The organism is Bacillus altitudinis 41KF2b (assembly GCF_000691145.1).
Lineage (GTDB): Bacteria > Bacillota > Bacilli > Bacillales > Bacillaceae > Bacillus > Bacillus altitudinis.
Window position 1 is genome coordinate 238,154 of record NZ_ASJC01000001.1, and the last position, 25,250, is coordinate 263,403.

The 25,250-nt window shown below is 40.1% G+C and carries 28 protein-coding genes, 3 riboswitches and 1 other annotated feature (1 of these 32 cut by a window edge); of the genes, 21 read left to right on the forward strand and 7 right to left on the reverse strand.

The genetic code is table 11. The annotated features are described in order from the left end of the window. Nucleotides 1-82 (forward strand) — a binding site (T-box leader); it begins 138 nt to the left of the window's first position. A gap of 56 nt (nt 83-138) precedes the next feature. From proB to BA79_RS01280, 5 genes are all read left to right on the forward strand, one after another. Further along, nucleotides 139-1,236, forward strand: a complete 1,098-nt coding sequence (proB, locus tag BA79_RS01260; protein WP_035701045.1) for a glutamate 5-kinase — start codon at nt 139-141, stop codon at nt 1,234-1,236. Nucleotides 1,237-1,248: 12 nt separating this feature from the next. Next, nucleotides 1,249-2,496, forward strand: a complete 1,248-nt coding sequence (locus BA79_RS01265; protein ID WP_035700487.1) for a glutamate-5-semialdehyde dehydrogenase — start codon at nt 1,249-1,251, stop codon at nt 2,494-2,496. Nucleotides 2,497-2,620: 124 nt separating this feature from the next. Continuing rightward, entirely contained in the window at nt 2,621-3,757 is a 1,137-nt protein-coding gene (locus BA79_RS01270; protein WP_008346192.1) for a response regulator aspartate phosphatase, read from the forward strand. Continuing rightward, a complete protein-coding gene (locus BA79_RS01275; protein WP_008346190.1) occupies nt 3,747-3,881 on the forward strand; it encodes a hypothetical protein in 135 nt (44 codons plus the stop codon). The genes BA79_RS01270 and BA79_RS01275 overlap by 11 nt, the downstream gene beginning before the upstream one ends. A 182-nt stretch (nt 3,882-4,063) precedes the next feature. Next, complete coding sequence (locus BA79_RS01280) at nt 4,064-4,492, forward strand: organic hydroperoxide resistance protein (RefSeq protein ID WP_017367099.1); 429 nt, start codon at nt 4,064-4,066, stop codon at nt 4,490-4,492. A 33-nt stretch (nt 4,493-4,525) separates the two neighbouring features. On the opposite strand, the gene BA79_RS01285 is transcribed toward BA79_RS01280, so the two are convergent. After that, nucleotides 4,526-4,972, reverse strand: coding sequence for a MarR family winged helix-turn-helix transcriptional regulator (locus BA79_RS01285; protein WP_008346188.1), 447 nt, complete (start codon nt 4,970-4,972; stop codon nt 4,526-4,528). Between the two features lie 161 nt (nt 4,973-5,133). Here BA79_RS01285 and ohrB point away from each other — a divergent pair, with 161 nt between their 5' ends. Beyond that, on the forward strand, nt 5,134-5,553 hold the full coding sequence (gene ohrB, locus BA79_RS01290) for an organic hydroperoxide resistance protein OhrB (RefSeq protein WP_035700491.1): 420 nt from the start codon (nt 5,134-5,136) through the stop codon (nt 5,551-5,553). A 73-nt stretch (nt 5,554-5,626) separates the two neighbouring features. Here ohrB and guaD read toward each other — a convergent pair whose 3' ends face one another. The 3 genes from guaD to BA79_RS01305 all read right to left on the reverse strand — a co-directional run bounded on the left by guaD (nt 5,627) and on the right by BA79_RS01305 (nt 9,949). Further along, nucleotides 5,627-6,097 (reverse strand): guanine deaminase, encoded by a 471-nt coding sequence (gene guaD / locus BA79_RS01295; RefSeq protein ID WP_008346184.1) that lies wholly within the window; start codon nt 6,095-6,097, stop codon nt 5,627-5,629. Between the two features lie 142 nt (nt 6,098-6,239). Beyond that, entirely contained in the window at nt 6,240-8,528 is a 2,289-nt protein-coding gene (gene metE, locus BA79_RS01300; protein WP_035700494.1) for a 5-methyltetrahydropteroyltriglutamate--homocysteine S-methyltransferase, read from the reverse strand. Nucleotides 8,529-8,684: 156 nt separating this feature from the next. Continuing rightward, nucleotides 8,685-8,877, reverse strand: a riboswitch (cobalamin riboswitch). A gap of 112 nt (nt 8,878-8,989) precedes the next feature. Next, complete coding sequence (locus BA79_RS01305) at nt 8,990-9,949, reverse strand: S8 family peptidase (protein ID WP_007498796.1); 960 nt, start codon at nt 9,947-9,949, stop codon at nt 8,990-8,992. A gap of 460 nt (nt 9,950-10,409) precedes the next feature. Here BA79_RS01305 and BA79_RS01310 point away from each other — a divergent pair, with 460 nt between their 5' ends. From BA79_RS01310 to BA79_RS01350, 9 genes are all read left to right on the forward strand, one after another. Further along, entirely contained in the window at nt 10,410-10,712 is a 303-nt protein-coding gene (locus BA79_RS01310) for a hypothetical protein (protein WP_035700497.1), read from the forward strand. Between the two features lies 1 nt (nt 10,713). Beyond that, nucleotides 10,714-10,917, forward strand: a complete 204-nt coding sequence (locus BA79_RS01315; RefSeq protein WP_172673023.1) for a helix-turn-helix transcriptional regulator — start codon at nt 10,714-10,716, stop codon at nt 10,915-10,917. Nucleotides 10,918-11,116: 199 nt separating this feature from the next. After that, on the forward strand, nt 11,117-11,803 hold the full coding sequence (locus BA79_RS01320; RefSeq protein ID WP_008346176.1) for a response regulator transcription factor: 687 nt from the start codon (nt 11,117-11,119) through the stop codon (nt 11,801-11,803). A gap of 3 nt (nt 11,804-11,806) precedes the next feature. After that, nucleotides 11,807-13,156 (forward strand): sensor histidine kinase, encoded by a 1,350-nt coding sequence (locus BA79_RS01325; protein WP_035700503.1) that lies wholly within the window; start codon nt 11,807-11,809, stop codon nt 13,154-13,156. Nucleotides 13,157-13,222: 66 nt separating this feature from the next. Then, nucleotides 13,223-13,912: a PepSY domain-containing protein gene (locus BA79_RS01330; RefSeq protein ID WP_035700505.1), complete on the forward strand. Its 690-nt coding sequence runs from the start codon at nt 13,223-13,225 to the stop codon at nt 13,910-13,912. Between the two features lie 93 nt (nt 13,913-14,005). Continuing rightward, on the forward strand, nt 14,006-14,524 hold the full coding sequence (locus BA79_RS01335) for a PepSY domain-containing protein (protein ID WP_008346169.1): 519 nt from the start codon (nt 14,006-14,008) through the stop codon (nt 14,522-14,524). A gap of 76 nt (nt 14,525-14,600) precedes the next feature. Beyond that, entirely contained in the window at nt 14,601-14,744 is a 144-nt protein-coding gene (locus BA79_RS19475) for a hypothetical protein (RefSeq protein WP_008346168.1), read from the forward strand. A gap of 131 nt (nt 14,745-14,875) precedes the next feature. Beyond that, nucleotides 14,876-15,039: riboswitch (M-box (ykoK) riboswitch) on the forward strand. A gap of 207 nt (nt 15,040-15,246) precedes the next feature. After that, nucleotides 15,247-16,605, forward strand: a complete 1,359-nt coding sequence (gene mgtE, locus BA79_RS01345) for a magnesium transporter (RefSeq protein ID WP_007498785.1) — start codon at nt 15,247-15,249, stop codon at nt 16,603-16,605. 101 nt (nt 16,606-16,706) lie between these two features. Continuing rightward, nucleotides 16,707-17,105 (forward strand): hypothetical protein, encoded by a 399-nt coding sequence (locus BA79_RS01350; RefSeq protein ID WP_007498783.1) that lies wholly within the window; start codon nt 16,707-16,709, stop codon nt 17,103-17,105. Between the two features lie 144 nt (nt 17,106-17,249). On the opposite strand, the gene BA79_RS01355 is transcribed toward BA79_RS01350, so the two are convergent. Beyond that, a complete protein-coding gene (locus BA79_RS01355; RefSeq protein WP_025207232.1) occupies nt 17,250-18,113 on the reverse strand; it encodes a LysR family transcriptional regulator in 864 nt (287 codons plus the stop codon). A gap of 204 nt (nt 18,114-18,317) precedes the next feature. Here BA79_RS01355 and BA79_RS01360 point away from each other — a divergent pair, with 204 nt between their 5' ends. Further along, nucleotides 18,318-18,680, forward strand: a complete 363-nt coding sequence (locus BA79_RS01360; RefSeq protein ID WP_079919273.1) for a cupin domain-containing protein — start codon at nt 18,318-18,320, stop codon at nt 18,678-18,680. Nucleotides 18,681-18,912: 232 nt separating this feature from the next. Here the strand turns inward: BA79_RS01360 and BA79_RS01365 are convergent, their stop codons facing one another. Further along, entirely contained in the window at nt 18,913-19,242 is a 330-nt protein-coding gene (locus BA79_RS01365; RefSeq protein WP_007498778.1) for a MerR family transcriptional regulator, read from the reverse strand. A gap of 192 nt (nt 19,243-19,434) precedes the next feature. Between BA79_RS01365 and BA79_RS19480 the strand changes: the two genes are divergently transcribed. The 3 genes from BA79_RS19480 (at nt 19,435) to BA79_RS01375 (ending at nt 20,608) form a co-directional block, all read left to right on the forward strand. Next, a complete protein-coding gene (locus BA79_RS19480; protein WP_008346151.1) occupies nt 19,435-19,590 on the forward strand; it encodes a hypothetical protein in 156 nt (51 codons plus the stop codon). Between the two features lie 38 nt (nt 19,591-19,628). Further along, complete coding sequence (locus tag BA79_RS01370) at nt 19,629-19,787, forward strand: hypothetical protein (RefSeq protein WP_035700511.1); 159 nt, start codon at nt 19,629-19,631, stop codon at nt 19,785-19,787. Between the two features lie 356 nt (nt 19,788-20,143). Beyond that, nucleotides 20,144-20,608 (forward strand): MarR family winged helix-turn-helix transcriptional regulator, encoded by a 465-nt coding sequence (locus BA79_RS01375; RefSeq protein WP_088004396.1) that lies wholly within the window; start codon nt 20,144-20,146, stop codon nt 20,606-20,608. A gap of 234 nt (nt 20,609-20,842) precedes the next feature. On the opposite strand, the gene BA79_RS01380 is transcribed toward BA79_RS01375, so the two are convergent. Further along, complete coding sequence (locus BA79_RS01380) at nt 20,843-23,266, reverse strand: bifunctional diguanylate cyclase/phosphodiesterase (protein WP_035700516.1); 2,424 nt, start codon at nt 23,264-23,266, stop codon at nt 20,843-20,845. Nucleotides 23,267-23,514: 248 nt separating this feature from the next. On the opposite strand from BA79_RS01380, the gene BA79_RS01385 reads away from it, so the two are divergent. Then, the gene (locus BA79_RS01385; RefSeq protein ID WP_007498772.1) at nt 23,515-24,129 is read left to right on the forward strand and encodes a DedA family protein; all 615 of its coding nucleotides are present in this window, start codon (nt 23,515-23,517) and stop codon (nt 24,127-24,129) included. Between the two features lie 78 nt (nt 24,130-24,207). Continuing rightward, a riboswitch (yybP-ykoY riboswitch) is annotated at nt 24,208-24,378 on the forward strand. A 32-nt stretch (nt 24,379-24,410) separates the two neighbouring features. After that, on the forward strand, nt 24,411-25,202 hold the full coding sequence (locus BA79_RS01390) for a TerC family protein (RefSeq protein WP_035700518.1): 792 nt from the start codon (nt 24,411-24,413) through the stop codon (nt 25,200-25,202). The last annotated feature ends 48 nt before the right edge of the window (nt 25,203-25,250 follow it).

Here is a 25,250-nt window from a genome sequence, read left to right on the forward strand (position 1 = left end):
TTACAGGAGTTGAGTGGAATAAGCAGACGTATGCTTATTCAATGAAGGTGGTACCACGGAAAATCCCTTTTTCGTCCTTTACATAAGGAGAAAAAGGGATTTTTTATGTGGTGAAAGGTATAGCGGAGGGAATCAATGATGAAAAAGCAAAGGATCGTCATAAAAATTGGTAGCAGTTCATTAACAGAGCAAAAGGGAGCCATTGATGAACAAAAAATGCAGGATCATGTCAAAGCCATCGCAAAGTTAAAAGAGGCAGGACATGAAATCATTCTCATTTCGTCAGGTGCCGTTGCGGCGGGATTTGGCAGTTTAGGATATCCGTCAAGACCTGTGACCTTAAAAGGGAAGCAGGCTGCTGCTGCTGTTGGTCAAGGCTTGTTAATGCAGAAATATACAGAACTATTTTCACAGTTTCAGATGACGCCTGCACAAATGCTTTTAACACGTAATGACTTTTCAGATCGTACAAGATATCGAAATGCTTACGCAACGATGATGGAACTGCTCGAAAGAAAAATTTTACCGATCATTAATGAAAATGATTCTGTGTCCATCGAGGAGCTTACCTTTGGTGATAATGACATGTTATCAGCACTGGTGAGTGGCTTAATTCATGCAGACCAATTGATCATTTTAACAGATATCAACGGAATTTATGATGCCAATCCAAGTGAGAATCCTGATGCGAAGCGGTTTGATGTGCTGACTCACATTTCAGATGAATTGTTCTCATATGCGAAGAGTACGGGTTCAAAGGTTGGAACAGGCGGGATGAAATCTAAGCTTTCAGCTGCACAAACAGCTCTCTCCCTTGGCGTTAAAGTCTTCATTGGTACAGGTGCAGGGGGAGACAAGCTTCTTCACATTCTCGCTGGTCAAGGGGACGGCACATATATTGGTGAACAAGACTTATCATCAGTCAATAACCGTCGCCAATGGATTCAATTCCACTCACCAGTCTCTGGAAAGATCATGATTGATGCGGGGGCAGAGGCGGCGATTTTGCATAATGGAAGAAGTCTTCTTCCAGCTGGTGTCATTGATGTAGCTGGTGAATTCTCTAAAGGAGAGGTCGTCGAAGTTGTTGGTCCAAACGGGTTAGTCGGTAAAGGGCAAACATTGTATGATTCTGATGAGCTTCTTGGCATTAAAGGGATGCGAAGTCAGGAGCTTTCTTATGAAAAACCTGAAGTCATTCACCGAGATCACTGGGTTCAGCACATACAAAACTGAGGAGGGAAAACGATGAATGAAGTTCTAGAAAAAGCAAAAAAGGCAAGCGCAGCAAAAGATCAGCTGCTATTAAAAACAACTGAACAAAAGAATGCTGCATTAGACGCTATTGCAAAAGCATTAAAAGCATCTTCAGCGTATTTAATTGCCGAGAACCAAAAAGATGTTCAGGCGGCTATAGACAAAGAGTTCACGCCATCTGTGATCGACAGAATTACATTAACAGAAGAGAGAATTGAAGCGATTGCAGACGCTACGCATCAACTCATTCAGCTCAAAGACCCAATTCGTGAAACATTAGAGACCATTCAAAAAGAAAACGGGCTTTTCATTGAAAAAGTACGTGTGCCTCTTGGAACGGTTGGGATGATTTACGAAGCAAGACCAAACGTGACAGTCGATGCGGCCACTCTTTGCTTGAAAACTGGAAATGCTGTGATTCTTCGAGGAAGTTCATCGGCCATTCATAGTAATAAAGCGATTGTGAAAGTCATTCACGAAGCGCTGCAACCAACGGATATTCCCGTAGACAGTGTACAATTGATTGAAGATACAGGCCGTGAGACGGCTAAAACCCTGTTCACTTTAAATGACTATCTAGATGTCCTTATTCCACGTGGCGGGAAACATTTAATTGATCTTGTTGTGAGAGAGTCTACTGTTCCAGTACTTGAGACGGGTGCAGGGAATTGTCATATTTACATTGATGAAACAGCCCAAAAAGAAATGGCTGAACAAATTGTTCTGAATGCGAAAACACAAAGACCATCTGTTTGTAATGCCATTGAGAGCATTGTCATTCATGAAACATGGGCAAAAGAACATGGTGCTTCGCTCTTTGAAGCACTTCAGACACATGGTGTAGAGATACGGGGCGATGAAGCAGTATGTGCACTTGCACCGAGTGCCACATTAGCTAAGGCCACTGATTTTGAAACGGAATTTTTAGCGCCGATTGTCAGTATTAAAACCGTCAAGACCATTGAAGAGGCGATACAGCATATTCAAATGTATAGCTCTAAGCATTCTGAAGCGATCATTACGGAAAACGACCAGCATGCGGCACTTTTCTTAACAGCCGTTGATGCTGCCGCTGTGTATCATAATGCATCTACCCGGTTTACAGATGGCTTTGAATTTGGCTACGGAGCGGAAATCGGCATTAGCACACAAAAATTGCATGCTAGAGGACCAATGGGTCTGCCAGCCCTAACCTCTGAAAAATTTGTCATTCGTGGGCAAGGACAAATAAGAGAATAACCAATCCAAAAGAGAGTCTTATCGCACAAGGCTCTCTTTTTCCTTTCATTTTTGTATTTCTCCGGTCAAGTATGATAAAATATGGTAATGTTTTATATTTTGAGAAGATTGGAGAAGGCAACGTATGGCGAAAATCATTCCCTCTTCGGATATTGGAGTGAAAATCAACAAGTGGTATGAATTAATCCGCAGATTTGATTCAGAACAAGCAGAACAGTTAAAGCAGGAAATTCGCACCTCTCTTGATTCAATGGAAGAAGATCAGAATTTGCTTCTCTATTTTTCTTTAATGGAATTCAGGCATGAGGTCATGCTCGATTATTTAAAGCCATTAAAGGAAGGAAAGCTTCGCGCCAACTTTTCCGAGCTTTCGAAAGAAATAGATGAGCATCAAACGCATGTCACAGGCATGCTTGAATATTACTATCATTTCTTCAGAGGCATGTATGAGTTCGGCCGGAGAGAGTACATTGCTGCCATATCGTCCTATCAAAAGGCAGAGCACAAGCTTTCTTTTGTATCCGACGATATTGAACGTGCAGAATTTCATTTTAAAATGTCAGAAATATATTATCACATGAAACAAACACACATTTCGATGCACCATGCCAAACTAGCGCTGGATGTCTATATTCAGCACGAACTATATGCGCTTCGTACCATTCAGTGTGAATTTATTGTAGCCGGTAATTATGATGATATGAGAAGGCATGAAAAGGCATTGCCACATCTCGAAAGAGCACTTGCAAGGTCAAGAGACTTTCAGAATGTGCGTTTTATTGCTTCTTCTTTGTTTAATATGGGCAACAGCTATTACAGAATGGGAGACTTGAACCGCGCACTCGACTTAATGAAAGAATCCATCTCATTATTTGATCAAAACCAATCTGATCATCTTCGTCGATCGATAGACCCTCTTTATACAGCCGCTCAGATCTTATACAAACAAGGTAAAAACAATGAAGCATTATATTACAGAGAAGAATGTATGAAACGAGCAGAAGCTCTGCAGGATGACATTCATATTCAGAAGACCATTTTTTTAGAAGCGTTGTACTTACGACAAGATGCAGAGCATATTAAACGAATTTTCCATTTTTTAGAATCTTCCTATGCATATCCAGATATAGAAGAGCTGGCTTTAGACACCGCAAAGTATTATAATGAAATGGAGGATTATGAAAAATCTTCCATGTTCTATGGGGAAGCGGAACATGCTCGTATCTATATTCAGAGAGGGGATTGTTTATATGAATTTTAAAAAATGGGCAGTCGTCTGTACAAGCATCACGATCTTGGCATTATGGATCACATCACCTAATGCCGACCCCGATAACAGAAACCATACGCTAGAAAAACCGAATCCGCAGCATATCACGATCTAAAAAGCCCTTTTTAAAGGGCTTTTTTTTATTGCCTTGATTGGTTCCATCATCGTGCGATGTACATTCATAAAAATAAAAAAAGGAGGAAAGATGAAAGTGAGTGTTTTTCATTGACTCTTGAATTTAGATTGTGTACAATTCAATTGTAGAAAATATTATTAGAGCGAAAGAGGGTTATATTCATGTCAGAAGTTTTATTTACTGCAACGGTATCAGCTGTAGGAGGAAGAGAAGGTAAGGTTGTTTCAACAGATGGTGTACTAGAGCATGATGTAGCAATGCCAGGAACGCCAAGAGCGAAAAAGCTTGAGAAAGCAACGAATCCAGAGCAATTATTCGCAGCGGGCTATTCTGCATGTTTTGATTCAGCCCTTCAAATGGTCGCAAGACAAGAGCGTATCCGTTTTGAAAGTGAAGTAACGGCACATGTAAGCTTAGTCAAAGACAGTTCAGACGGCGGTTTCAAACTAGGTGTCAAATTAGAAGTAAAAGGAACTGGAATTGAGCAATCTGCACTTGATGAACTTGTTCATAAAGCACACGGCGTTTGCCCATACTCAAAAGCAACGCAAGGAAACATTGAAGTAGAATTAGTAGCTGTCGCTCAATAATAGACATCAAAAAAAGGCTGAGGGAATATTCCCTCAGCCTTTTGATTGTGTTAATTTTTGCAGAAGCTCATGTAAAGAAGCGCGAAGTGTTTTCAGCTCTTCTTCTGATCTGCCTGTTCCAGACAGCATTTGAAATGGAATCGAAGTGGCCTTCTCTTGTAAAGCTTCTCCGTATTCTGTTAAACGAATTTGGACCGAACGCTCATCCTCTTTCGAACGTTCGCGGATGATGAGTCCATTTTGTTCCATTCGTTTTAGCATAGGTGTGAGTGTACCGGAGTCTAAATATAAAAGCTCTCCCATTGTTTTCACATTTAATGTCCCATGCTCCCATAACAAAAGCAGTGCCAAATATTGCGGGTATGTGATATTTAACTCTTCTAATAATGGTTTATACTGCTTCGTCATTTCTCTTGAACTTGCATATAACAAGAAACAAAGCTGATTTTCCAGCTTCATATGTTCAAATTCATTTGTCATATCTGTCACCAACTATTTTTTGTCATACTTATCATTGTATAAGATTTTCTTCCTTTTTAAAATAAATACAGACTAAAAATGAAAAATTCTTCAATGTGCCATAAATGTTTGAGCAACGAATAGAACGTGAAAGGTATAAGTAGAAGAAGGAGGAGATCAAGATGAAACCATTATTTACTGCAAAAGTAAAAGCACAGCACGGAAGAGCAGGACATGTTCGTTCTGATGATGGTGTGCTTGACCACAACATTGTGATGCCAAACGCAAAGAAAGATGGAGAAACTGGTACGAATCCTGAGCAATTATTTGCAGCGGGTTATGCGGCCTGCTTCGGAGGGGCGCTTGAACAAGTCGCCAAGAAGCAAGGTGTCGAAATTGAATCAGAAGTAGAAGGACATGTCAGTCTATTAAAAGATGAAAGTGATGGCGGTTTTAAACTTGGCGTGAAGCTGATTGTTTCCGCTAAAGGGCTTGACCATGACAAAGTGAAAGAGCTTGTTGAGGCTGCACATGAATTCTGTCCATATTCAAAAGCAACAAGAGGAAACATCGAAGTAGAGCTTGAAGTGGCGGAATCATGAAAAGAAAAAAGGGCTAAAATTTAGCCCTTTCTCAACAATCTACTGACACCTGCTGTGGAGCAGGTGTCTTTTTTTAATATTCTTTCTTTTTGTCGTATGTGTCCCATGCTTCAAATGGAGCAAGGGTTTTTTGAAGGGTCAGCTGGTAAAATGGAATGTTTCTTGATTCGTATTCTTTGTTGATTTCTTCATAAATAAAGGAGTCATCAAAACCAGAAGTCGCTGCATCCTTGTGTCCAGCGGCAAAATATACGGCCTTTGGTCTAGCCCAATAGATAGCACCAAGACACATTGGACAAGGCTCACAGCTTGTATACAAAATACAGTCTTCTAATTGGTATGTATGTAGTGTTTGGCACGCCTTTCGAATGGCTGTCACTTCTGCATGTGCGGTTGGATCATTACTCGTTGTGACATTGTTGCTTCCCTCTGCAATAATCTGACCGTCTTTGACAATGACCGCTCCAAAAGGGCCGCCTGTGCCACTATTTACTCCTTCTACTGCAAGATCAATTGCGCGTTGTAAAAAAGCTTCGTGATTCATTGTCTTCCTCCCTTTGTTCGACTGACTTCTCTAGTATAAACGAATCATGATAGAAAAGGAATCATTGTAGGAGGAGATCGAACAGGACAATTTACGGATAAAAAACCCCTGCCAAATGTTCAGCAGGGGAAGAGTGAGTTAATTATGCGTGCTGCGCTAGCTTTTTACGAGCGACTTCAGCAGCTGTCACCATGTTTTTCAAAGCAGCAATGGTTTCAGGTTCTTGTCTTGTTTTCAGTCCACAGTCAGGGTTGACCCAGAAGCGATCTGTCGGACAGACGTTCAGTGCATCATCAATGATTTTACTCATTTCTTCAACAGCTGGAACGCGCGGGCTGTGGATGTCATATACCCCAAGTCCAAGGCCTTTCAAATACGGGTGTTTTTCTAAATAATCGAGGAACCCGCCATGACTGCGTGAATGTTCAATCGTAATCACGTCTGCATCAAGGTCTTCAATCGTATCAACAATATCCTCGAAATTGCTGTAGCACATATGTGTATGAATTTGCGTTTCATTTTGAACAGACGATGTCGATAGACGGAATGACTCTGCTGCCCAGTTTAAGTATGCTGCCCAATCACTCTCTTTTAAAGGAAGACCTTCTCTTAGCGCAGGTTCATCCACTTGAATCACTTGAATACCCGCTGCTTCTAACGCTTCTACCTCTTTACGTAAAGCAAAAGCGATTTGGAAGGCAATGTCTTTACGAGAGATATCTGTTCTTGGGAAAGACCAGTTTAAGATCGTGACAGGCCCTGTCAGCATTCCTTTGACTTTTTTCTCCGTTAAGCTTTGAGCGTAAACCGTCTCTTTCACTGTCATTGGCTCTGTAAATTCTACATCTCCATAAATGATCGGCGGCTTCACGCAGCGTGATCCATAAGATTGAACCCAAGCGAATTTTGTAAAGGCAAATCCAGCGAGTTTTTCACCGAAGTATTCAACCATGTCTGTACGTTCAAATTCTCCATGAACGAGTACATCTAGGCCAATCTCTTCTTGAATATCAATCCATCTTTTTGTTTCTTTTTTAATAAATTCATCATACTCTGCATCTGTCCACTCATTTTTGCGCCATTTTTGACGAGCACTGCGCACCTCAGCTGACTGAGGGAAGCTTCCGATTGTTGTGGTTGGAAGAAGCGGCAGTTCAAGAGATTCATTTTGAATGCGTAGTCGTTCTTCAAAAGCAACTGGACGTTTAAAATCTTTTGATGAAAGATTATTGCGTTCTGCTGTCAGGTCCGCATTCGTTCCTTTCGCGAATTCTTTTAACGTCAGAAGTGCTTCATTTGCTGCATGGATGTCTGCATCAATGGCAGCCGCTCCTTTTGATAAGCCTTCTTTTAATAGCGTTAATTCAGCCAGTTTTTCAGTGGCATAAGAAAGTCCGTTTAATAGTTTTTCTTCAAGCTGTTCGCTTGGATGTTTTGCAACTGGGACATGTAGCAGGCTGCTTGAAGGCTGCAGCCATACTTCTTTTGGCTGCACGTCAGCAATCACTTCAGAAATAAACGATAATCTTTCTCCTAGATCTGATCTCCAAATATTTCTGCCGTCGATGATACCGGCTGCTAAAATTTTATCTTTTGGGAAGCCGTGTTTTTTCAATTGTTCAAGGTTTCGTCCTTGATCATGGACAAAATCAAGACCGATGGCTTCAACAGGATACGTCACAAGCTCTTCATAGGCATCTACTGAGTCAAAGTATGTTTGAAGGAGAACGTTTAAGGCAGGTACAGCTTCTTTAATCGTTTGATAGATGGCTTTTACTGCTTTCACGTCTTCACTTGAAGCTGTGACTAAAGCAGGCTCATCAATTTGAACCCATTTTACACCGGCTTCTTCAAGCTCTTTTAACAACTGAGTATAAAGCGGCACTAGGCGTTGCTGAATCTCTTTCACTTCATTGGCTTCATAGCCTTTAGAAAGAGAAACAAATGTATAAAGACCGAGAACGACAGGTTTTGTTTCAACACCAAACGCTTTTTTCACCTTTTCGTATGCTTCAAGCGGTTTGTTATGTGTGAGTTTGAATTCTGTGCTTTTTTCATATTCTGGAACGATGTAGTGATAGTTTGTATTAAACCATTTTGTCATTTCACTTGAGACAGCATCTTTTGTTCCTCTTGCTATCGCAAAGTATGTATCTAGCGGGTCTTTCAAGCTGCGGAAGCGCTCTGGAATCCAATTGAACATAACGGCAGTATCCAGCACATGATCATAGAAGGTGAAGTCGCCAGAAGGAACAACGTCAATTTGTTGATCAATTTGAGTTTTAATAGCGGCTAAAAATTGTTCATCGAGTGTGCTTAAGAGGGTTTCTCGGTCAGTTTGACCTTTCCAATAAGACTCAAGTGCTTTTTTCCATTCTCTGTTTAAACCAATTCGCGGGAAACCTAGATTACTTGTTTTAACAATTGTCAATTCCAATTCCTCCTCTAAATATAAAAAGACACTTACACTCATGGTCAAGATTGATGAGGGCAAATGTCTGGTTTAAAAAGACAAAATGTGTGTGCGAAAGAAGGCGTAAGTATCAATGACGAACGCTTTTCCGACATCTCCTATCAACCGTAGGGGGTTTGATGTGATAGAGCGGCTGGTATCCTGGCTCGTGAATCTGCAAGCTTTTCATCCTTCCCATCTTTACGACAGTGGATGATTAACGAAAAGCTCTCCTCACTTACAGTGGCGGGACCGCGCCGGATTTTCACCGGTCTTCCCAATTAAAATTCGACGTGTGATCGAATTACCGACTCTCAAACTATGAATTTATTGTGTTCGATTATATAACGTTCACTTCATTTCGTCAAAGTAAATTTTGAATAATTTTAATTAAAAAAATCCTGAGAAAATTCTATCTTTTCTCAGGACCTAACATGTACCTATAGAGACAAAAGTTCTGCTTCCAATGTTTTCTCAAGAAGCACATCTGGTGCAGTTAAATATAAAAACCCGTTTCCTACAAGGGTTTTTGATTGTTTTAGCGGAAGGGTTCTCCGTACGAGCTGAGCATATACCTCAGGTTCTGTCAGCTTACGCTGGAACGCTTCTTCTTCGGCATTTTTAATAATGGCGAGTGCACCGCTCACATGAGGGGCAGCCATGGAAGTGCCTGTTAGTCTTCCGTATTTATGGTTAGGGAGAGTGGATAAAATGTCTTCACCTGGAGCGACGAGGTCGATTTCTTTATTCGCATTGGAGAATTCAGAGGATTCTCTTGCAAGAGAGACAGAGCCGACGGCAATGACCTCATTGTATGCAGCTGGGTAGGAGAACTCTTCAGTACGCTCGTCTCCGTCACCTTCATTTCCTGCTGCGCAGACAACAAGCACACCGCTGCTTACCGCATGTTGGATGGCCTTTTGCAGTTCTGGTTCATTGCTTGGCCCACCGAGAGACATGGAAATGATATCAACCTTCTGCTCAACCGCATAGTTAATGCCATTGATAATCCATTCGTATTTCCCGCTGCCATTTTTCCCTCCAAGAACTTTTACGATCAACAGCTTGGCTTCAGGTGCAACCCCTAAAATGCCGCCATTTTGATCCGTTGCTGCAATCGTTCCTGATACATGGGTACCATGCCCGTTGTAGTCTTTTACATTCTCAGCATCTCCATTGTCATCATCGGTAAAGTTTTTTCCTCCGATAATCTGATCTTTTAAATCGGGATGCTCCGTGTCGCAACCTGTATCAAGGACAGCAATGGTTATGCCTTTTCCTTTGAAGCCACTTGACCAAAGTTCGGGTGCTTTAATCTCCTGAATACTTTCCGGCGTCTCTTTCGCTTCCATCACATTGGCTTTTACTTCATACGGAATTAAGCGAATTTCACCTTTCATAAGAAAGCCCTCCTTATTTTGTTTTCAAAGTAGATTCAGGTTGCGTAATGTTATTGTATAAAACAAATGTTTGATCGGAAAGGGTCAATTGTAATAATTTTTCAAATAATCAAATAATTATTTATTGTGCAGTTCTCCTCATATCTTGCCGAAAGAAGTCACCTTTTGAAGAAAACTCTTAGTATCATATGAAAAAGAATGAAATGCTGCATAGTGAGCTTGCACCTGTACAGATGAAAATGGGTGAAAAGAACTAAAAAAGGCAGATCGAAAAAACAATCATATAAAGAGATAGAGGATGACAGAAAAGAAAAAGGTACATGCCATGTGCAGATGATTGTTTTTTCATTATAATGATCGAAAGAATATAGAATGTAAAAAGTATTTGACATTTTTTAAGCGGATGATATGATTGAAATGTAAAAAGTATTTGACATTTTGATTGGGAGGGGACTAACCGTTGGATGTTGTAAAAGTTGTGTATTCAGTCATCTTATTAGTGATCGGACTGTTCATTTTTATTGCGCCTATGATTCAAAAGGGTGATGAAAGAAAGAGATTTATCTACTCAAAAGCGCAATCGTATGCATTTATGGTGGTCATTGGTATGCTTTTATTAGAAGTCGCACAGTCCATATTTTTAACGACCCAAGGGAACAATTCTGATAAGGGGTTTGGGATTTCTCCCATCATGTTCCTAACTGTGATTTCGGTCATTTATTTAGTTACATTACTCATATACAGAAAAAAATATGGTGATTAAATTGGAAAATCATATAAGAGAACTAAGGAAATCCATTAAATTATCCCAAGAAGAACTTGCTAAACGGTGTAAGGTCTCGAGACAAACCATCAATGCCATTGAAAACGATAAGTACGACCCTACTTTACAATTAGCCTTTGACATCGCCTCTGTTTTGAATACGACTGTAGATGAGCTTTTTGTCAGTCAACCTAAAAAGAAGTAAGGGACCAGCCTCAGAAAAGAGGCTTTTTTTGTTGATTTGTGTAATGTGAAAGGATCAGCTGAAAATAAAAATCAACCATATTACATAACAATTCCTCATTCATGAAAAATAAGATATGAAGATTGTGACTGTTCCAATGGAGAAAGGCAACATATAATAATGGAAAGACAAGCTTGCCTTTCAGATAGGAGAGATAGAGATGAACAAAGGGAAGATACTCGTGGTCGAAGATGAAAAGAAAATTGCAAGAGTGCTGTCATTAGAACTTGAATATGAAGGATATGAGGTCACAGTCCAAGATACAGGGATGAAAGGGCTCCAGGCGCTCGAGGAGGAGAGTTTTGATTTAGTGCTTCTAGATGTCATGCTTCCAGAATTAAGCGGACTTGAAGTGCTTAGAAGGGTTCGAAAGACAAATACGGCAACACCGATCATTTTGATTACCGCAAGAGGAAGTGTTCCCGATAAGGTCAGCGGTCTTGATCTTGGGGCAAACGATTATATTACAAAACCCTTTGACATAGAAGAATTATTAGCGCGAATTCGTGCACAGCTGAGGTTCAATCACAATGCGCAAGAGGAAAAGGAAATTGAGCTAAGTATTGCAGATTTAACGGTGAATGAGAAAACAAGAGAAATTCAAAGAGGCGGTCAGACGCTTGAGCTGACACCGAGAGAATATGACCTGCTTGTTCATTTATTGAAACATCAACAGCAAGTGCTCACAAGAGATCAGCTTTTAACAGCTGTTTGGGGTTTTGACTATTTTGGTGACACGAACGTGGTTGATGTCTATATTCGCTATTTAAGGAAAAAAATCGATTACCCGTTTGAAAAACAATTGATTCACACAGTGAGAGGTGTGGGTTATGTGATGAAAGGATAAAGCATGAGATTAAAAAATAAGATCCAGCTTTATACATCGTTGTCCTTGTTTTTAATGGTGCTGCTGTTTCATACAGCGATTTATTTTATTTTTTCGATGACCTTGACGCAAAAAGATATGTCCAGACTGTCGGAAGTAGCTGAAAATATTGCGATTGCACTAAAGAAGTCAGAAGAAGAGGGCCTTCCATCTTCAGAGCTTCTGAAAGCGTATCTGCCTCAAAATGGTATGATCCGTGTCGTCACAGAGAAAGGTGAATCAAAGCTGACCGTCACGAAGGAATCTACGTTTAGCTCACTTCCTTTTACATACGAATCTGGTCAGACAGCAGAAATTCAAGAATACAATAAGCAGTTGATTGCGTTTGCGGCTATCCCTGTCATTTGGACAAATGGGGACATTGTGTCGCTGCAAGTATATGAAGAAATTGAAAATACAGAAGAGAACTTGGCGTTATTAAAAATGATTTTAATCACTACTGGCGTTTTGTTTATTGTGCTTTCTTATTTTGCAGGCCACATTTTAACGAAACAAATTGTCCGCCCAATTAGTAGAATGACCAATACGATGAAAGCAAGTATGAGAGAAAAGGCATTTAAACGAATTGAATTAACAGGCGATTCAAAGGATGAACTGTATCAAATGGGTCAAACCTTTAATGAAATGGCTGAAATTCTCGAGAAACATTATGAAAAAGAGCAGCAATTTTTACACGATGCTTCTCATGAATTGAAAACACCCATTACCGTCATCATGAGCTATAGCAATTTACTAAAACGCTGGGGGCAAAGCCGGCCAGAGGTCGTAGAAGAATCCTCTCAAGCCATTCATGATGAGGCGAAAAAAATGAAAAGGCTGACAGATCAACTACTCACACTGGCGAAAAATGGGCAACCGCTTTACTTGGACATGAAGCCGGTTGATCTTGGTCAATTGTGCAGCCAAGTCGGCCATACACTTGAAGTGGCAACCAATCGAACCATCCTTACTCATGTACAAACAGATCAGCCTGTGATTGCTGAAGCAGACGAAGAGAAGATCAAACAGCTTTTGACCATCTTGATTGATAATGCGGTTAAATATAGTGCAGAGCCAGTTGATGTGAACTGCGGACGATCAGGAGAGAAACCGTTTATTTCGGTTGTTGACAAAGGAATTGGCATAAAAGAAGAGGATCTGCCGAAAATCTTTGACCGCTTTTTCCGTGTGGATGAAGCGAGAAACAGTGAGACGGGCGGAACTGGGCTTGGCCTGTCAATTGCGAAGCAAATTGCTGAAGAGCATGGGGCTGAGCTAAAGGTAGACAGCCGTATCGGTGAAGGAACCGTGATGACCATTCTTTTTCAGAAATAAGTAGGTCTTTTCTCATCAATTTCTCATTTCCTCCTTATAAAATAGGAAATAGGAAGGAGGCGCTGCATGTCTAAAAAAATGAAAATGCTGCTTACGCTCGCAGGGTGTCTTTTCATTCTTGTGGCCTTTGCAATGCTCATGATTCAAACCATTGACCAAAAAATATTAAGCGAAGCAGACATTAAAAAAATCATCGCAAAAGACTACAATGGAAACATCACAAATATTGAGCTGATCAATCATAAACAGGACTATACATTGACGCTTGAAAATTCAAATGGCATCTATCAAATCATTGCATCTTCCTCAAGCGGTCAAATGAAAGAGATGAAACAGTTAAAGAGCTATCAAAAACCAAATGAGAAAAATGCCGAACTCCAAGCAGAAGAAGTGGCAGTGAAAAAAGTGAAGGGTACCGTGATTCAAAAGAAAGAAAAATCGGATCGCTTTATCTTTACGATTCAATCAAAAAAAGAACTGTATCAAGTGGATGTTGAGAAAGACACGTTCAAGGTGATTGAAGCAGAAAAGAAAAAGCCAACCTCTAAAGAAAAGAAGCTGACAAAAATAACAGTAGAAGAAGCCATTCAGATTGCCGTAAAAGAAGTGGGCGGCACAGTGGATGATGCAGATCTTGAAACTTTTAGCGGAATGCTCGTGTTTGAGGTAGAGCTCGATTTGCCGGATGGAAGAGAGGCAGAGGTATTAGTGAATGCCTATACAGGAGATATTGAAGGGATTACGTACGAAAACTAATCATTTTCTCATAATTTTCTCATGTTCCTTTCCTTCCTTTATCATCTTGTTTTTTTAAGATAAAGGAGAAATCAAACAGAGGAGGAGTTAAACATGATAAAAAAAGTACTAGTAGCTACAGCATTCACAGGAGCCCTTGTCGCAGGTGGTTTCACCCTTCAAGCGCAAAATACCAATCAAACGGCAAATGCCGAACAAGTGGTGCAAAAGAAATCTTCATTTGTCTCAAAGAAACAGGCTGAAAAAGCAGCATTAAAAGTTGTGAAAGGCTATGTAGATGATGTAGATCTTGAGCGTAAAAAAGGAAAATGGGTATATGAGGTCGAGATTAAAAAAGGCGGCTTTGAATATAAAGTATATGTCGATGCCAAAACAGGCAAAGCGCTCAATGATCCAGTCAAAGAAAAGAAACAAAATGTAAAAATCACCAAAAAACAGGCTGAACAAATTGCCCTTGCAAAAGTAAAAGGAACAGTCACAGATTCAGAATTAGATAAAGAAAATGGTGTGTACTTGTATGAAATTGAAATTACGACACCAAGCGGCGAAGAAGTTGATTTTGAGATTTCCGCTAAAACAGGCAAAATCCTCAAGCAAGAATGGGACGATTAAGGTATAAATGAACCTTACACTTTTATGTGTAAGGTTTTTTCATTGGGACAAACTACTTGAAAGGAGGCGAGAGAATATGATGAAGAAAAAAGAAGAAGAACAGACGATGGATCGTGCGGAATATGTTCCCCATCCTGATGGAGAAGGATATGCTTTGTTTTTGCATGATTCCTTTCATCTCCTCTCCCAAGAGGATATGAATCAGCCGGAAGAAGAATAAAAGACATGAAAGGGCGATGGTCAACTTGTCGATCGCTCTTTTTTTGAAAAGAAAGCGAATACATCAGGAAACTTGGCATCTTGCTTATTGACATCATTGCGCTTTTTCTGTAATCTCAGTGTGTCAACAATATGAGACTTCGTTAGGTGAGGCTCCTGTATGGAGATACGCTGCTGCCCAAAAATGTCCAAAGACGCCAATGGGTCAACAGGAATCATCGACATAAGGTGATTTTTAATGCAGCTGGATGAATCCTATGCCATACAGTGCTAAAGCTCTACGATTGAAGGAGCAAGTGTTTATTTGTCATGCTTACAAAGCGCCTTCATTCGATTGAAGGTGCTTTTTTATGAGAAAAGGAGGTGTGGGGATGGATCATCCCGATTCGAGACACATAGAGAGTATGTCAAAAGATCAGATTGACGCATCAGATAGAGGAGATCCTGACCCCCGCACAATCTAAGGGATTCGGGTATCTCCTGATTTTGGGGAGGTAACAGCGATGATACAGAACATTACGTACGATGAACTCATTTTACGCATCATTATTTTACTAAGAGATGGAAAACGTAAAGAATTTAAAAACATTATGGAAGAACTTCAGCCTTATGATATGGCCTACTTATTCAAGGAGCTTCCAGAAAAACACCGCGGCCGCTTTCTCAGCTTTTTAACAGTCGATGACGTGACGGAAATGATGGGTGAACTGGAGCGGGAATATCAAGAGATTGTTCTTGAAAAAGTAGGGAAAGACAAAGCCACCTTCGTCACAAACAAAATGGATAACGATGATCTAGCCAACTTGTTTGATGAGATGGAGGATGAGCTGAAGGATCAGCTTTTATCTAACATGGAAGCAGAGGAATCCAAAGCCGTCCAGCTTCTCATGAATTATCCTGCTGAGACAGCAGGTCGGATCATGACCAATCGGTACGTTTGGATTCCGCAGCATTATACGGTTCAGGATGCCGTGGTGAAGCTGAAAAGCTTTGCTGAAATTGCCGAATCGATCAACTACTTATATGTCATAAATGATCAAAAACAGCTTGTAGGGGTACTCTCATACAGGGATCTTATTTTAGGTGAGCCAGATGAAAAAGTGCAGGATCTTATGTTTACAAGAGTCATTGCCGTTGGTGCCTTTCAAGACCAGGAAGAAATCGCAAAGCTCATTGAACGATATGATTTCCTTGCCATACCTGTTGTAGAAGAGAACAATGTCCTAGTCGGAATTGTGACAGTCGATGATATCATTGATGTTGTGATTCAAGAGGCAGGAGAAGACTATGAAAAGTTTGCTGCCTCTGGTAAAGATATCACGTTCGACACACCGGCATTTGTGGCGGCATACCGCCGTCTTCCGTGGCTTATTTTACTCTTATTCATTGGGCTGATTTCAGGCAGTATCTTGAATTATTTTGAAGATACTTTGCAACAAGTCGTTGCTTTAGCGTTCTTCATGCCGATGATTGCAGGTATGACAGGGAATACAGGGACACAGTCTCTAGCGGTTGTCATTAGAGGATTGTCAAAAGAAGAATTAACGAAAAAAACCATTATGCGCTTGATTTTCAGAGAGCTGAGAACAAGTATTTATATTGGGATTGTTTGTTCAATCATTATTACGGTCGTTGCCATGGTATGGCAGGGCAATATGATTTTAGGTTTTGTTGTTGGTTCCTCGCTTCTTGCAACACTGATTATTGGGACAATGGCAGGTACGGTCGTGCCGATTATTTTACACAGATTAAACGTGGACCCAGCCATTGCATCTGGACCACTGATCACAACATTGAATGATATTTTATCCTTACTCATCTATTTTGGAATTGCAACAGCATTTCTTCATACACTGATGTAGTCAAAAGACTGTAAAATGTAACGTTTTACAGTCTTTTTTGAATAAAGATTGCATATAGCGCTTCCATCCTTTACATTTTAAGGAGAAGGTGGGAGAGAAAAATGAAGAAGTTTTTATTCATTTTCATGTGCATTGTTTTGCTAAGTGCATGTTCAAGAGAAGACGAGGGGAAAGACAGAAGACTTGTGGCATCAGAGCATATGCTTGAAGCAATAACTGAAGGAAATAAACGAAAAATGGACAATGTCTATGTCGAAGGCGCAGTCCCAAGCCCAAGTGACATTCTTAAATCGAAAAAGGAATGGGGAATTGAGACGCTTTCTTATGAAGATTTTCAATTGGAAGAAGCCAGCATCCATGTCTTTCATGCAAATTATAAAGATGCAAACACTGGAGAAAAAAAGGCGCTTGCCTTTCGGGTGAAAGAAGATCCTGAAAAAGGCGGCGTACGAATTGACTTTGTAGGGGTTGTTGAAGGAACTGATGCTTCATCTAAATAAAAAGAATCGTTCATATGCTTTATGATCAGTCAGGCATAAGTTGAGATGATGTAAAAGGATAGAAGAGCTGAAAGAATGTCGCTCTATCTATCCTCTTTTTTTATCACACATGATCTTATTTATGAAACAATGATCTGTCTCAGATCACTTATTCGTGATGCCCATTAACTCCATAAATTGTGACAGGGCACTGGTCATGTACGAATCACGTCGCCTGATCAACACAGTGGGCACGATTCGATGTGGTTCTGGTAATGGATGACAGGTGAATTTGCCTTCTCCCCGAGATTCAACCATAGATTTTGGTAATACGGTCACTCCCAGCCCGCTTTCAACACATTTAAGGACGCCCTCTAACGTACCATATTCCATGACCTTCATAGGAGGATAGCCGTTGTTCTCTAGCCACTTTTGCCATCGTCCTAAATAAATACAATGGGCGAATGACGAGAGCAACGGCTCATGTAAAATAGATTCTACCTGGAATTGCTCCGTGGAGTAGCTTGTAATGAGAACGAGGGATTCTTCCAATACAGGATACTCGATGATTTCTGGATGAAGAATTGGCCCATCTACCAAGGCGCCGTCTACTTTGTAGTTGAGGATAGCGCTAACTTGATCGACTGTAGGTGCCATATACAAGCTCAATTCTACTTGTGGAAATTTTTTGTGATATTCTGTGAAAATGCTGGGCAATCTTGTAGATGCGGTGGACTCTATAGATCCAATGTGTAAAGATCCCCGCGGAGTAGAGGAAAGCTTTACTGCTTCTATCGCTTCTTCGTAATCGTATAGTAATTTATTTACATAGGGAAGCAATTCACGTCCTGCAGGCGTTAAAGATATTTTCTTATGATATCGATAGAGAAGAGGTACACCTAACTCTTGTTCAAGACGTTGGATTCTTGCGGTGACATTGGACTGCACATAATTTAATTTTTGAGCAGCTTTTGTGATGCTTTGTTCAATGGCAACGGCTTTAAATACTTCCAAAGATTTAATATCCAAACTAACTCTCCTTTTTGCATCACAAATTGTGATGATCTATATGCTATTTTTTGATTTTACGTGATCCAATGAAGTATGTAAACTGAATGATAGAAGAGGTTGATGCTCATTGCGTCCCTTTTATTTGATCGAGAGGAGAAAATGAGAATTTTTTAGCTGTGGCAATTAAAACAGACGTTTCCATTTAATAAGGAGGGGAATCGATTGATTTCAAAGGTAAATATCGAAGAAAAATTTTCGCAAATAAATGATTATTGGAATCCTAGAATAAGTGGAGAGTTGAACGACTCATACATGAAAATGGTGAAAATTAAGGGTGAATTCATTTGGCATCACCATGATGATGAGGATGAAATGTTCTTTGTGTGGAAAGGCAATCTAGTCATCCGTTTTAGGGATAGGGAAATAACGCTTCATGAAGGAGAATTTCTTGTGATTCCAAAAGGAGTTGAACATCAGCCAATTGCTGAAGAAGAAGTTCACTTGCTCTTAATTGAACCCAAAACGACGCTAAACACGGGGAATGTGCTCAATGAACGAACTGTTTCGATTCCTGAACAAATTTGAAAAACTAAATCGTTAAAGATCAAGTATCTTAGGTGATAAATAGTAGAATGGTTGTTTTAGCTAATAACGAGGCTGCAATTGCTGCCTCGTTTTGCTGTTTCAATGATTCATTGGCTTTCGTTGTCTGAAATAGACTCTTCTGCAAGAATCGGTCTTTGGGTAAGTTCGTGCTTTCATCGTTCCATATTCAGGTGCTAAGTCAATTTTGCCGAGTAAGCGATTTTTATTTAGTTCATCGATTTTTGTACCGGAAGTGTGCGTTAATTTGACCTTCCAGCATTTTTTTCTTATATTGTCCGCTTTTTAATGCCTGTTCTTTTTTCTTCATGTCTTTTAAAATTTCCGCTGTCTGCACACCATCTTCCCGTTTATTGGCGATATCCATTAAACGTTCTACATCAGAAAAAGAATATTTTCGTGTGCCTCTTGTTGAGCGCTGGGGGTAGATGAGTTTCCGTTCCTCATAATATCGGATTTGCCTGACGGAAAGCCCTGTTAATTCACTGACAATCCCGATTGAAATGACTTTTTTATCTTTATAAGATACATCTTCCTGCGTCATATCCTCACCCCTGCAAGTCTTTTCTTCATATTATATCGAACAGTCAGTAAAAAAACCTAACGTTTGTTAGATAATATAACACAAAAATGAAAAAAGTGAAAAACAATGGAAGGAAAATTAACATATAACGTGCAAATTATGTCACGTGAACATATGATAATAAAAAGAAAAAATGAGGAGGAGGCGCACTTGATGGAGAAAACACAGATCATCCGTATGGCAAAAGAAATCATCGCATTAGATGTGAAGAGGGATGAACTGCTGGAGCAGTTCATGCAGGCTGCGGGTCAGAATGCACATGCTCTTCTTAGAGCCGTACAAAATGATTTGTATAAAAAGTCCTCATAAGCACCCGATCCATATCCATTGATAGGAGGGGAGATGTCGTGCGGCTAAAAGAAGCTTTAGCGAAAGAAAGACATTATTATACGAAGCAGCTTTGCTCACTTGGGGTATATAGCCCTGATATGACCAAGAACATGACAATTAGTGACTTAAAAAAAGAGTATCATTTCTTTTTCAACAAAACCGATCGCTATCTTTAACATCCCTATCATGTGCACTGTCACATGAAGGGTTCTTTTTTTGCGTGTTTAATATTATAGCAATATTGAATTTTGTAGAAATTTGACGAATCAAATGTAAGAAAATATAGAGCCTTTACAGATTATGTTAAAATTTGTCGTAACTTGATGGTTTGCTGGAAAAGCTTTTTTTCGAGATGATTGTGAAAAATAAGAAGGATTTTAAAAGTTTATATCGAAATCTTATACATAACACGAATGGAGTCACTTATGTGGTTGAAAGGGTTTTCAAAAACGTACTTCTATTTTTTACGAAAGGCTCCAACTGCACCGCAAGAAAGCCTTGAAGTTAAAAAAATATTATAAGAGGTAGATATGTGATGAGACTATCGTTTAATGAAGAAGAAGTAGAACGTTCAATGACGCTTTACAAAGTTTTTGCAAGAGCATTTAAAAGCGTTTCCGAACACAGTATTAGAGACAGCAAGGAGCATGGATTCAATCCAACTGAATTTGCCGTTCTCGAATTACTGTATACGAGAGGTGCTCAAAAACTTCAGCAAATCGGCTCAAGACTCCTGCTTGTCAGCGGGAATGTGACGTACGTAATTGACAAGTTAGAACGAAATGGTTTCATTGAAAGAGAACAGGACCCAAAGGATAAACGGTCAGTTTATGCCCATTTAACGGATAAAGGGCGCAGTTATCTAGATAAAATTTATCCAATCCATTCTCTTCGAATTGCGCGGGCGTTTTCTGGTCTTTCGCGTGAAGAACAGGAGCAATTAATTAGTCTGCTGAAAAAAGCAGGTATTCACAGTCAGCATTTGTTATTTAGATAAAACGAAAAGGTGCCATGGTTGGCACCTTTTAGATTGTTGACAAAGGGCTAAAATGAACTTGATTTTAGCCCTTTGTCTTCTTTTCAGCCCAGCGTGATAGAAAACCTTTGCAGTCTAGGAAGGACGAGTACTGGCGCGGAGCGAATTTGACATTCGTGAGCACCAGCACGCAGGACTGACAACGAATGCGAGGGTTTGTCTACACGCTGAAAGGTGCCATGGTTGGCACCTTTTTTATGTATCCAGCTGATGAGCAGGATAGGCGATAAATTTTTCAATATCACTAGCTGGAAGTGGCTTGGCATAATAAAAGCCTTGTAGATCGTCACAGCCCTGCGTAGATAAAAGTTGTGCTTGTGCAAAAGTTTCAACACCTTCAGCAATGACTTCTAGAGATAGCTGGTGCCCCATTGCAATAATAGCCCCTGTGATTTGCTCAGACTTTGAATCACTCAAAATATCCTCGATAAATGATTTATCAATTTTCAGACGGTGAATCGGCAAATCCTTCAAATAGCTTAAAGAGCTATGGCCTGTACCAAAATCATCAATACTAATACGGACGCCAAGTTGTTTTAGAGATGTCAGTACTTGTTTTGACTGCTTGATGTTATCCATTGTCATGCTTTCTGTCACTTCAAGCTCAAGAAGTGATGGTTGAAGGTCGTATTTTTTTAGCGTTAGTTTGATCAAATCAATTAAGTCTTCAGAGTTAAACTGCTTAGCAGATAAATTGACCGCTACAGGGATTTTCAATTGCTTGTCATACCACAATTTTGCCTGCTGACATGCCGTGTCAATGACCCACCTTCCAATATCGATAATCAGGCCGGATTCTTCAGCAAGTTCAATGAAAGCCTCGGGTGATTTTAGAGAACCGTCTGGTGCTTTCATTCTTAAAAGGGCTTCAACACCTGTCATTTGTCTTGTTTTGGCGCTGATTTGCGGCTGATAATGAAGCACAAACTGCTTTCTTTGAATGGCATCTCGTAGCTCCAGTTCGCGATTGAGTCTGTCCTCACTCAATCTCTCCATAGATTCAGTAAAGAATTCATAGCGGCTTTGTTTATGTTTCTTTGATAAATACATGGCCATATCTGCTTTTCTCATCAATTCCATGCCATTCTTTCCGTTTTGCGGAGAGATGGCGATTCCAATACTAATGGATGTAATGAGCTGATGGTTTTGAATGAAAAAAGGTCGTTCAAATTGGCGAATGATGTTTTTCGAAAGCTGTTCAATTTTATGTGTACCATGCTCCAGGTGAGGGAAGATCATTAAAAATTCATCACCGCCAATTCTTGCAATAAAACCATTGTCAGGCAAACATTTGGTTAGTCTGTTTGCGGCGGCTTTCAACAGCAGATCGCCTATGTTATGACCAAGGGCATCATTAATAATTTTAAACCGATTTAAATCAAGAAAAAGAACTGCCGTTGACGTTTTTGTCTCTTCTTGAGCGGATAAAACATCATTTAAATGATTAATTCCGTGACGACGGTTCGGAAGTTCAGTTAATGCATCATAATGTGCCATCACATGAATTTCTTTTTCAGCAATCTTCTGCTGGGTTAAATCCTTTAAAACGAGATAAATGCTGTCAAGTGTATGGTTGACGTGTACGGGTATGTATGTAACATGATAATAATAAAAACGATCTGCTGCTTTCAGTTCTGCTTCACGCGTAATTGCTTTTTTAGATTGATCAATAAAGTCTTCCCACATCTCAGTCGGCATGACATATTGACTCACATCATCACCAATCCAGGAATTGCACATTTTCAAAATGTGTTTGCCTGGATCATTCGCAGATATCACTTTTCGATCAACAGATAACACGATAATCCCATCTATATTATGTTTGATCAGTGATTGGAACCGCTGTTCATTTTCTTTTAGCTGATCGGATTGTGACATAATCCGGTGATCAATATAGGCGCCGAAAATCATAAGTGATTGGACGATAAGCGTCATCAGGCCGATGAAAATGGACAGGCTAAATGGTGACATTTCAAGAGAACCACCCGCAGCGACCTGACCATCTGAATGAAAAAACATCGTCGAAGACGCCATGCCTGTGTAATGCATGCCCGCAACAGCACCGCCCATCATCAGTGCACCCGCTATTTTTAACAGCTGATCTCCCCGCCTTTTCTCAGAGCGATGGAGCCGGAAAAAAAGGTGTAATGAAAAGAATGAAGCGAGCGCACCAATAAAAAACGAAAGAAAAAAGAGAACAGGGTCATAGCTGATGGTGACATTCGCCATTGATTCCAATCCGAGGTAGTGCATGCTGCAAATAGCTGAGCCCATCGTGATCGAACTAATCAAAAGTCGTCTTGTAGAAAGTTGTTGCTGAATACATATTGAAAATGCAATGAAAGAACCGATAAAAGAGGCCAAAATCGATAAAATGAGTAAGGGTGTTTCATATGTGATACCAGAGCGTAGGTGAAACGCCATCATGCCAATAAAATGCATTGACCATATTCCCATCCCCATGATCATCGCACCAATGATCAACCATACTCTTTTCTTTGCGCCGCTCGACTGGATCACCCGGCTGGCTAATTGAAGAGCTGAGTAGGAGGCGACAGCGGCGACAGCGACTGACAGAAAGACAAGCCATCCGTTGTAGCTTCCTGTTAAATGTGTCATGTAAGAAAACCTCCTGTATCTAAAAACAGACATATACTTAATATATCGGATCAAGTGGCGCCTGTGTTCACTTTTCCTTTACTTAAAAAGGGCATTCAGCATTTTTTTTGAACATTTTTTATAGTAAAATCAAATTTAATGTAAAAAAACGAAGAAAAGTGAATCATTTTTGGTTTTTTATTCGTTTAATAGGTGGCACGGTACGATTTGCAAGCATAGCCTGTCAAACTGATTATGTGTGAAAGGGATTGATAAACATCGAAGATTTTATTATTTCATTAGCTGATGCCTTTAAGAATTTGTCGTACTTCGGCATCTTTCTTGCATTATGCATTGAATTTGTTCCTGCTGAAGTGGTGTTGCCTCTTGCAGGTTACTGGGTTTCAAAAGGGGACATGGCCTTCATCGGTGTTGTGGCTGCCGGTTCTATTGGTGGTGTGGCAGGCCCCTTGACCTTGTACTGGTTAGGACGTTATGGAGGGAGACCCTTTTTAAATAAATATGGGAAATATTTCTTTGTGAAACCTGAGTCACTTGATAAATCGGATGCCTTTTTTGAAAAACATGGCGGATTTGTTGCGTTTAGTGGCCGGTTTATTCCAGGGGTCAGAACCCTTATTTCCATTCCGTGCGGGATTGCGAAGATGAATGTGTGGGTTTTTTGCCTGTATACGTTTTTGGCGATTACGCCAATTACATTTGTATATGTGTATCTAGGATTTGTCCTTGGGGAGAACTGGCAAGAGGTTGGAACCATTTTAGAACCATATGTATTGCCGATTGGAATTGGTATGCTCTTATTGTTTGTTCTCTACGTGTGGCTGAAACGAAGAAAAAGAAAAACAGAAACACCAACGGCTTAATCAGTGGGTGAAGATGAAAAGTCACCTGTTGACAATACGGGGTCTGTTGATTATGATATAAGTAATCTAAATATTCTTAATCCCACCAAAGGGGAGTAGCGTCCGGTTTTTACCGGAAACAAAGTCGTCATTACATGGAACCTCATTCCATCGGCTTTGTTGGCATGATTTACATATCACATGTCTAGCAAGACCTTTGCCATTACAGGCAAAGGTCTTTTTTGCATTCATAAGCCTTTGTCTGTTGTGGGACAATAGATAAAAAATAAGGAGGAATGATGATGGATGCAGCAATTATTTTAGAGTACGGGTGGGTTCTTCTCGTATTGATTGGATTAGAAGGGATTTTAGCAGCTGATAATGCGCTGGTTATGGCTGTGATGGTCAAACACCTTCCTGAAAAACAAAGGAAAAAGGCATTATTTTACGGACTTGCGGGAGCATTTGTCATGCGATTTGGTTCTCTTTTTCTTATTTCGTTTTTAGTAGATGTGTGGCAAGTTCAAGCCATTGGCGCAATATATCTTCTCTATATTTCGATTCACCATATTTTAAAATCGCACGTATTTAAGAAAAAGGAAGCAGACACAAACATGAAACAAAGCGGCTTTTGGGCAACCGTCGTAAAAGTTGAGCTTGCTGACATTGCATTTGCAGTAGATTCTATTTTAGCAGCCGTTGCATTAGCTGTGACTCTGCCAGTAACAAACCTTCCACAAATTGGTGGGCTTGATGGCGGTCAATTTATTGTCATTCTATTAGGCGGTATCATTGGTCTAGTGATCATGAGGTTTGCGGCGACTGTATTTGTGAAACTGCTTAAAACGAGACCAAGCCTAGAAACAGCAGCATTTGTCATTGTTGGATGGGTTGGCGTGAAGCTGACGCTCTATACACTTTCTCATCCAGCTATTGGGGTCGTGTCCTCTCATTTCATTCATTCAACATTATGGAAAATCATTTTCTGGACGGTCCTTCTCGCAATTGCAGCATTTGGTTGGTTTTTATCAAGTCCATCAAGAAAAGGCAGCCAGCAAAACGAGGAAAAACAAGAGATGCGGCTGGAAGAGTAGGTTTTTTGAAAGAAATATCATTTCATTTTCATAACACGTATATTACAA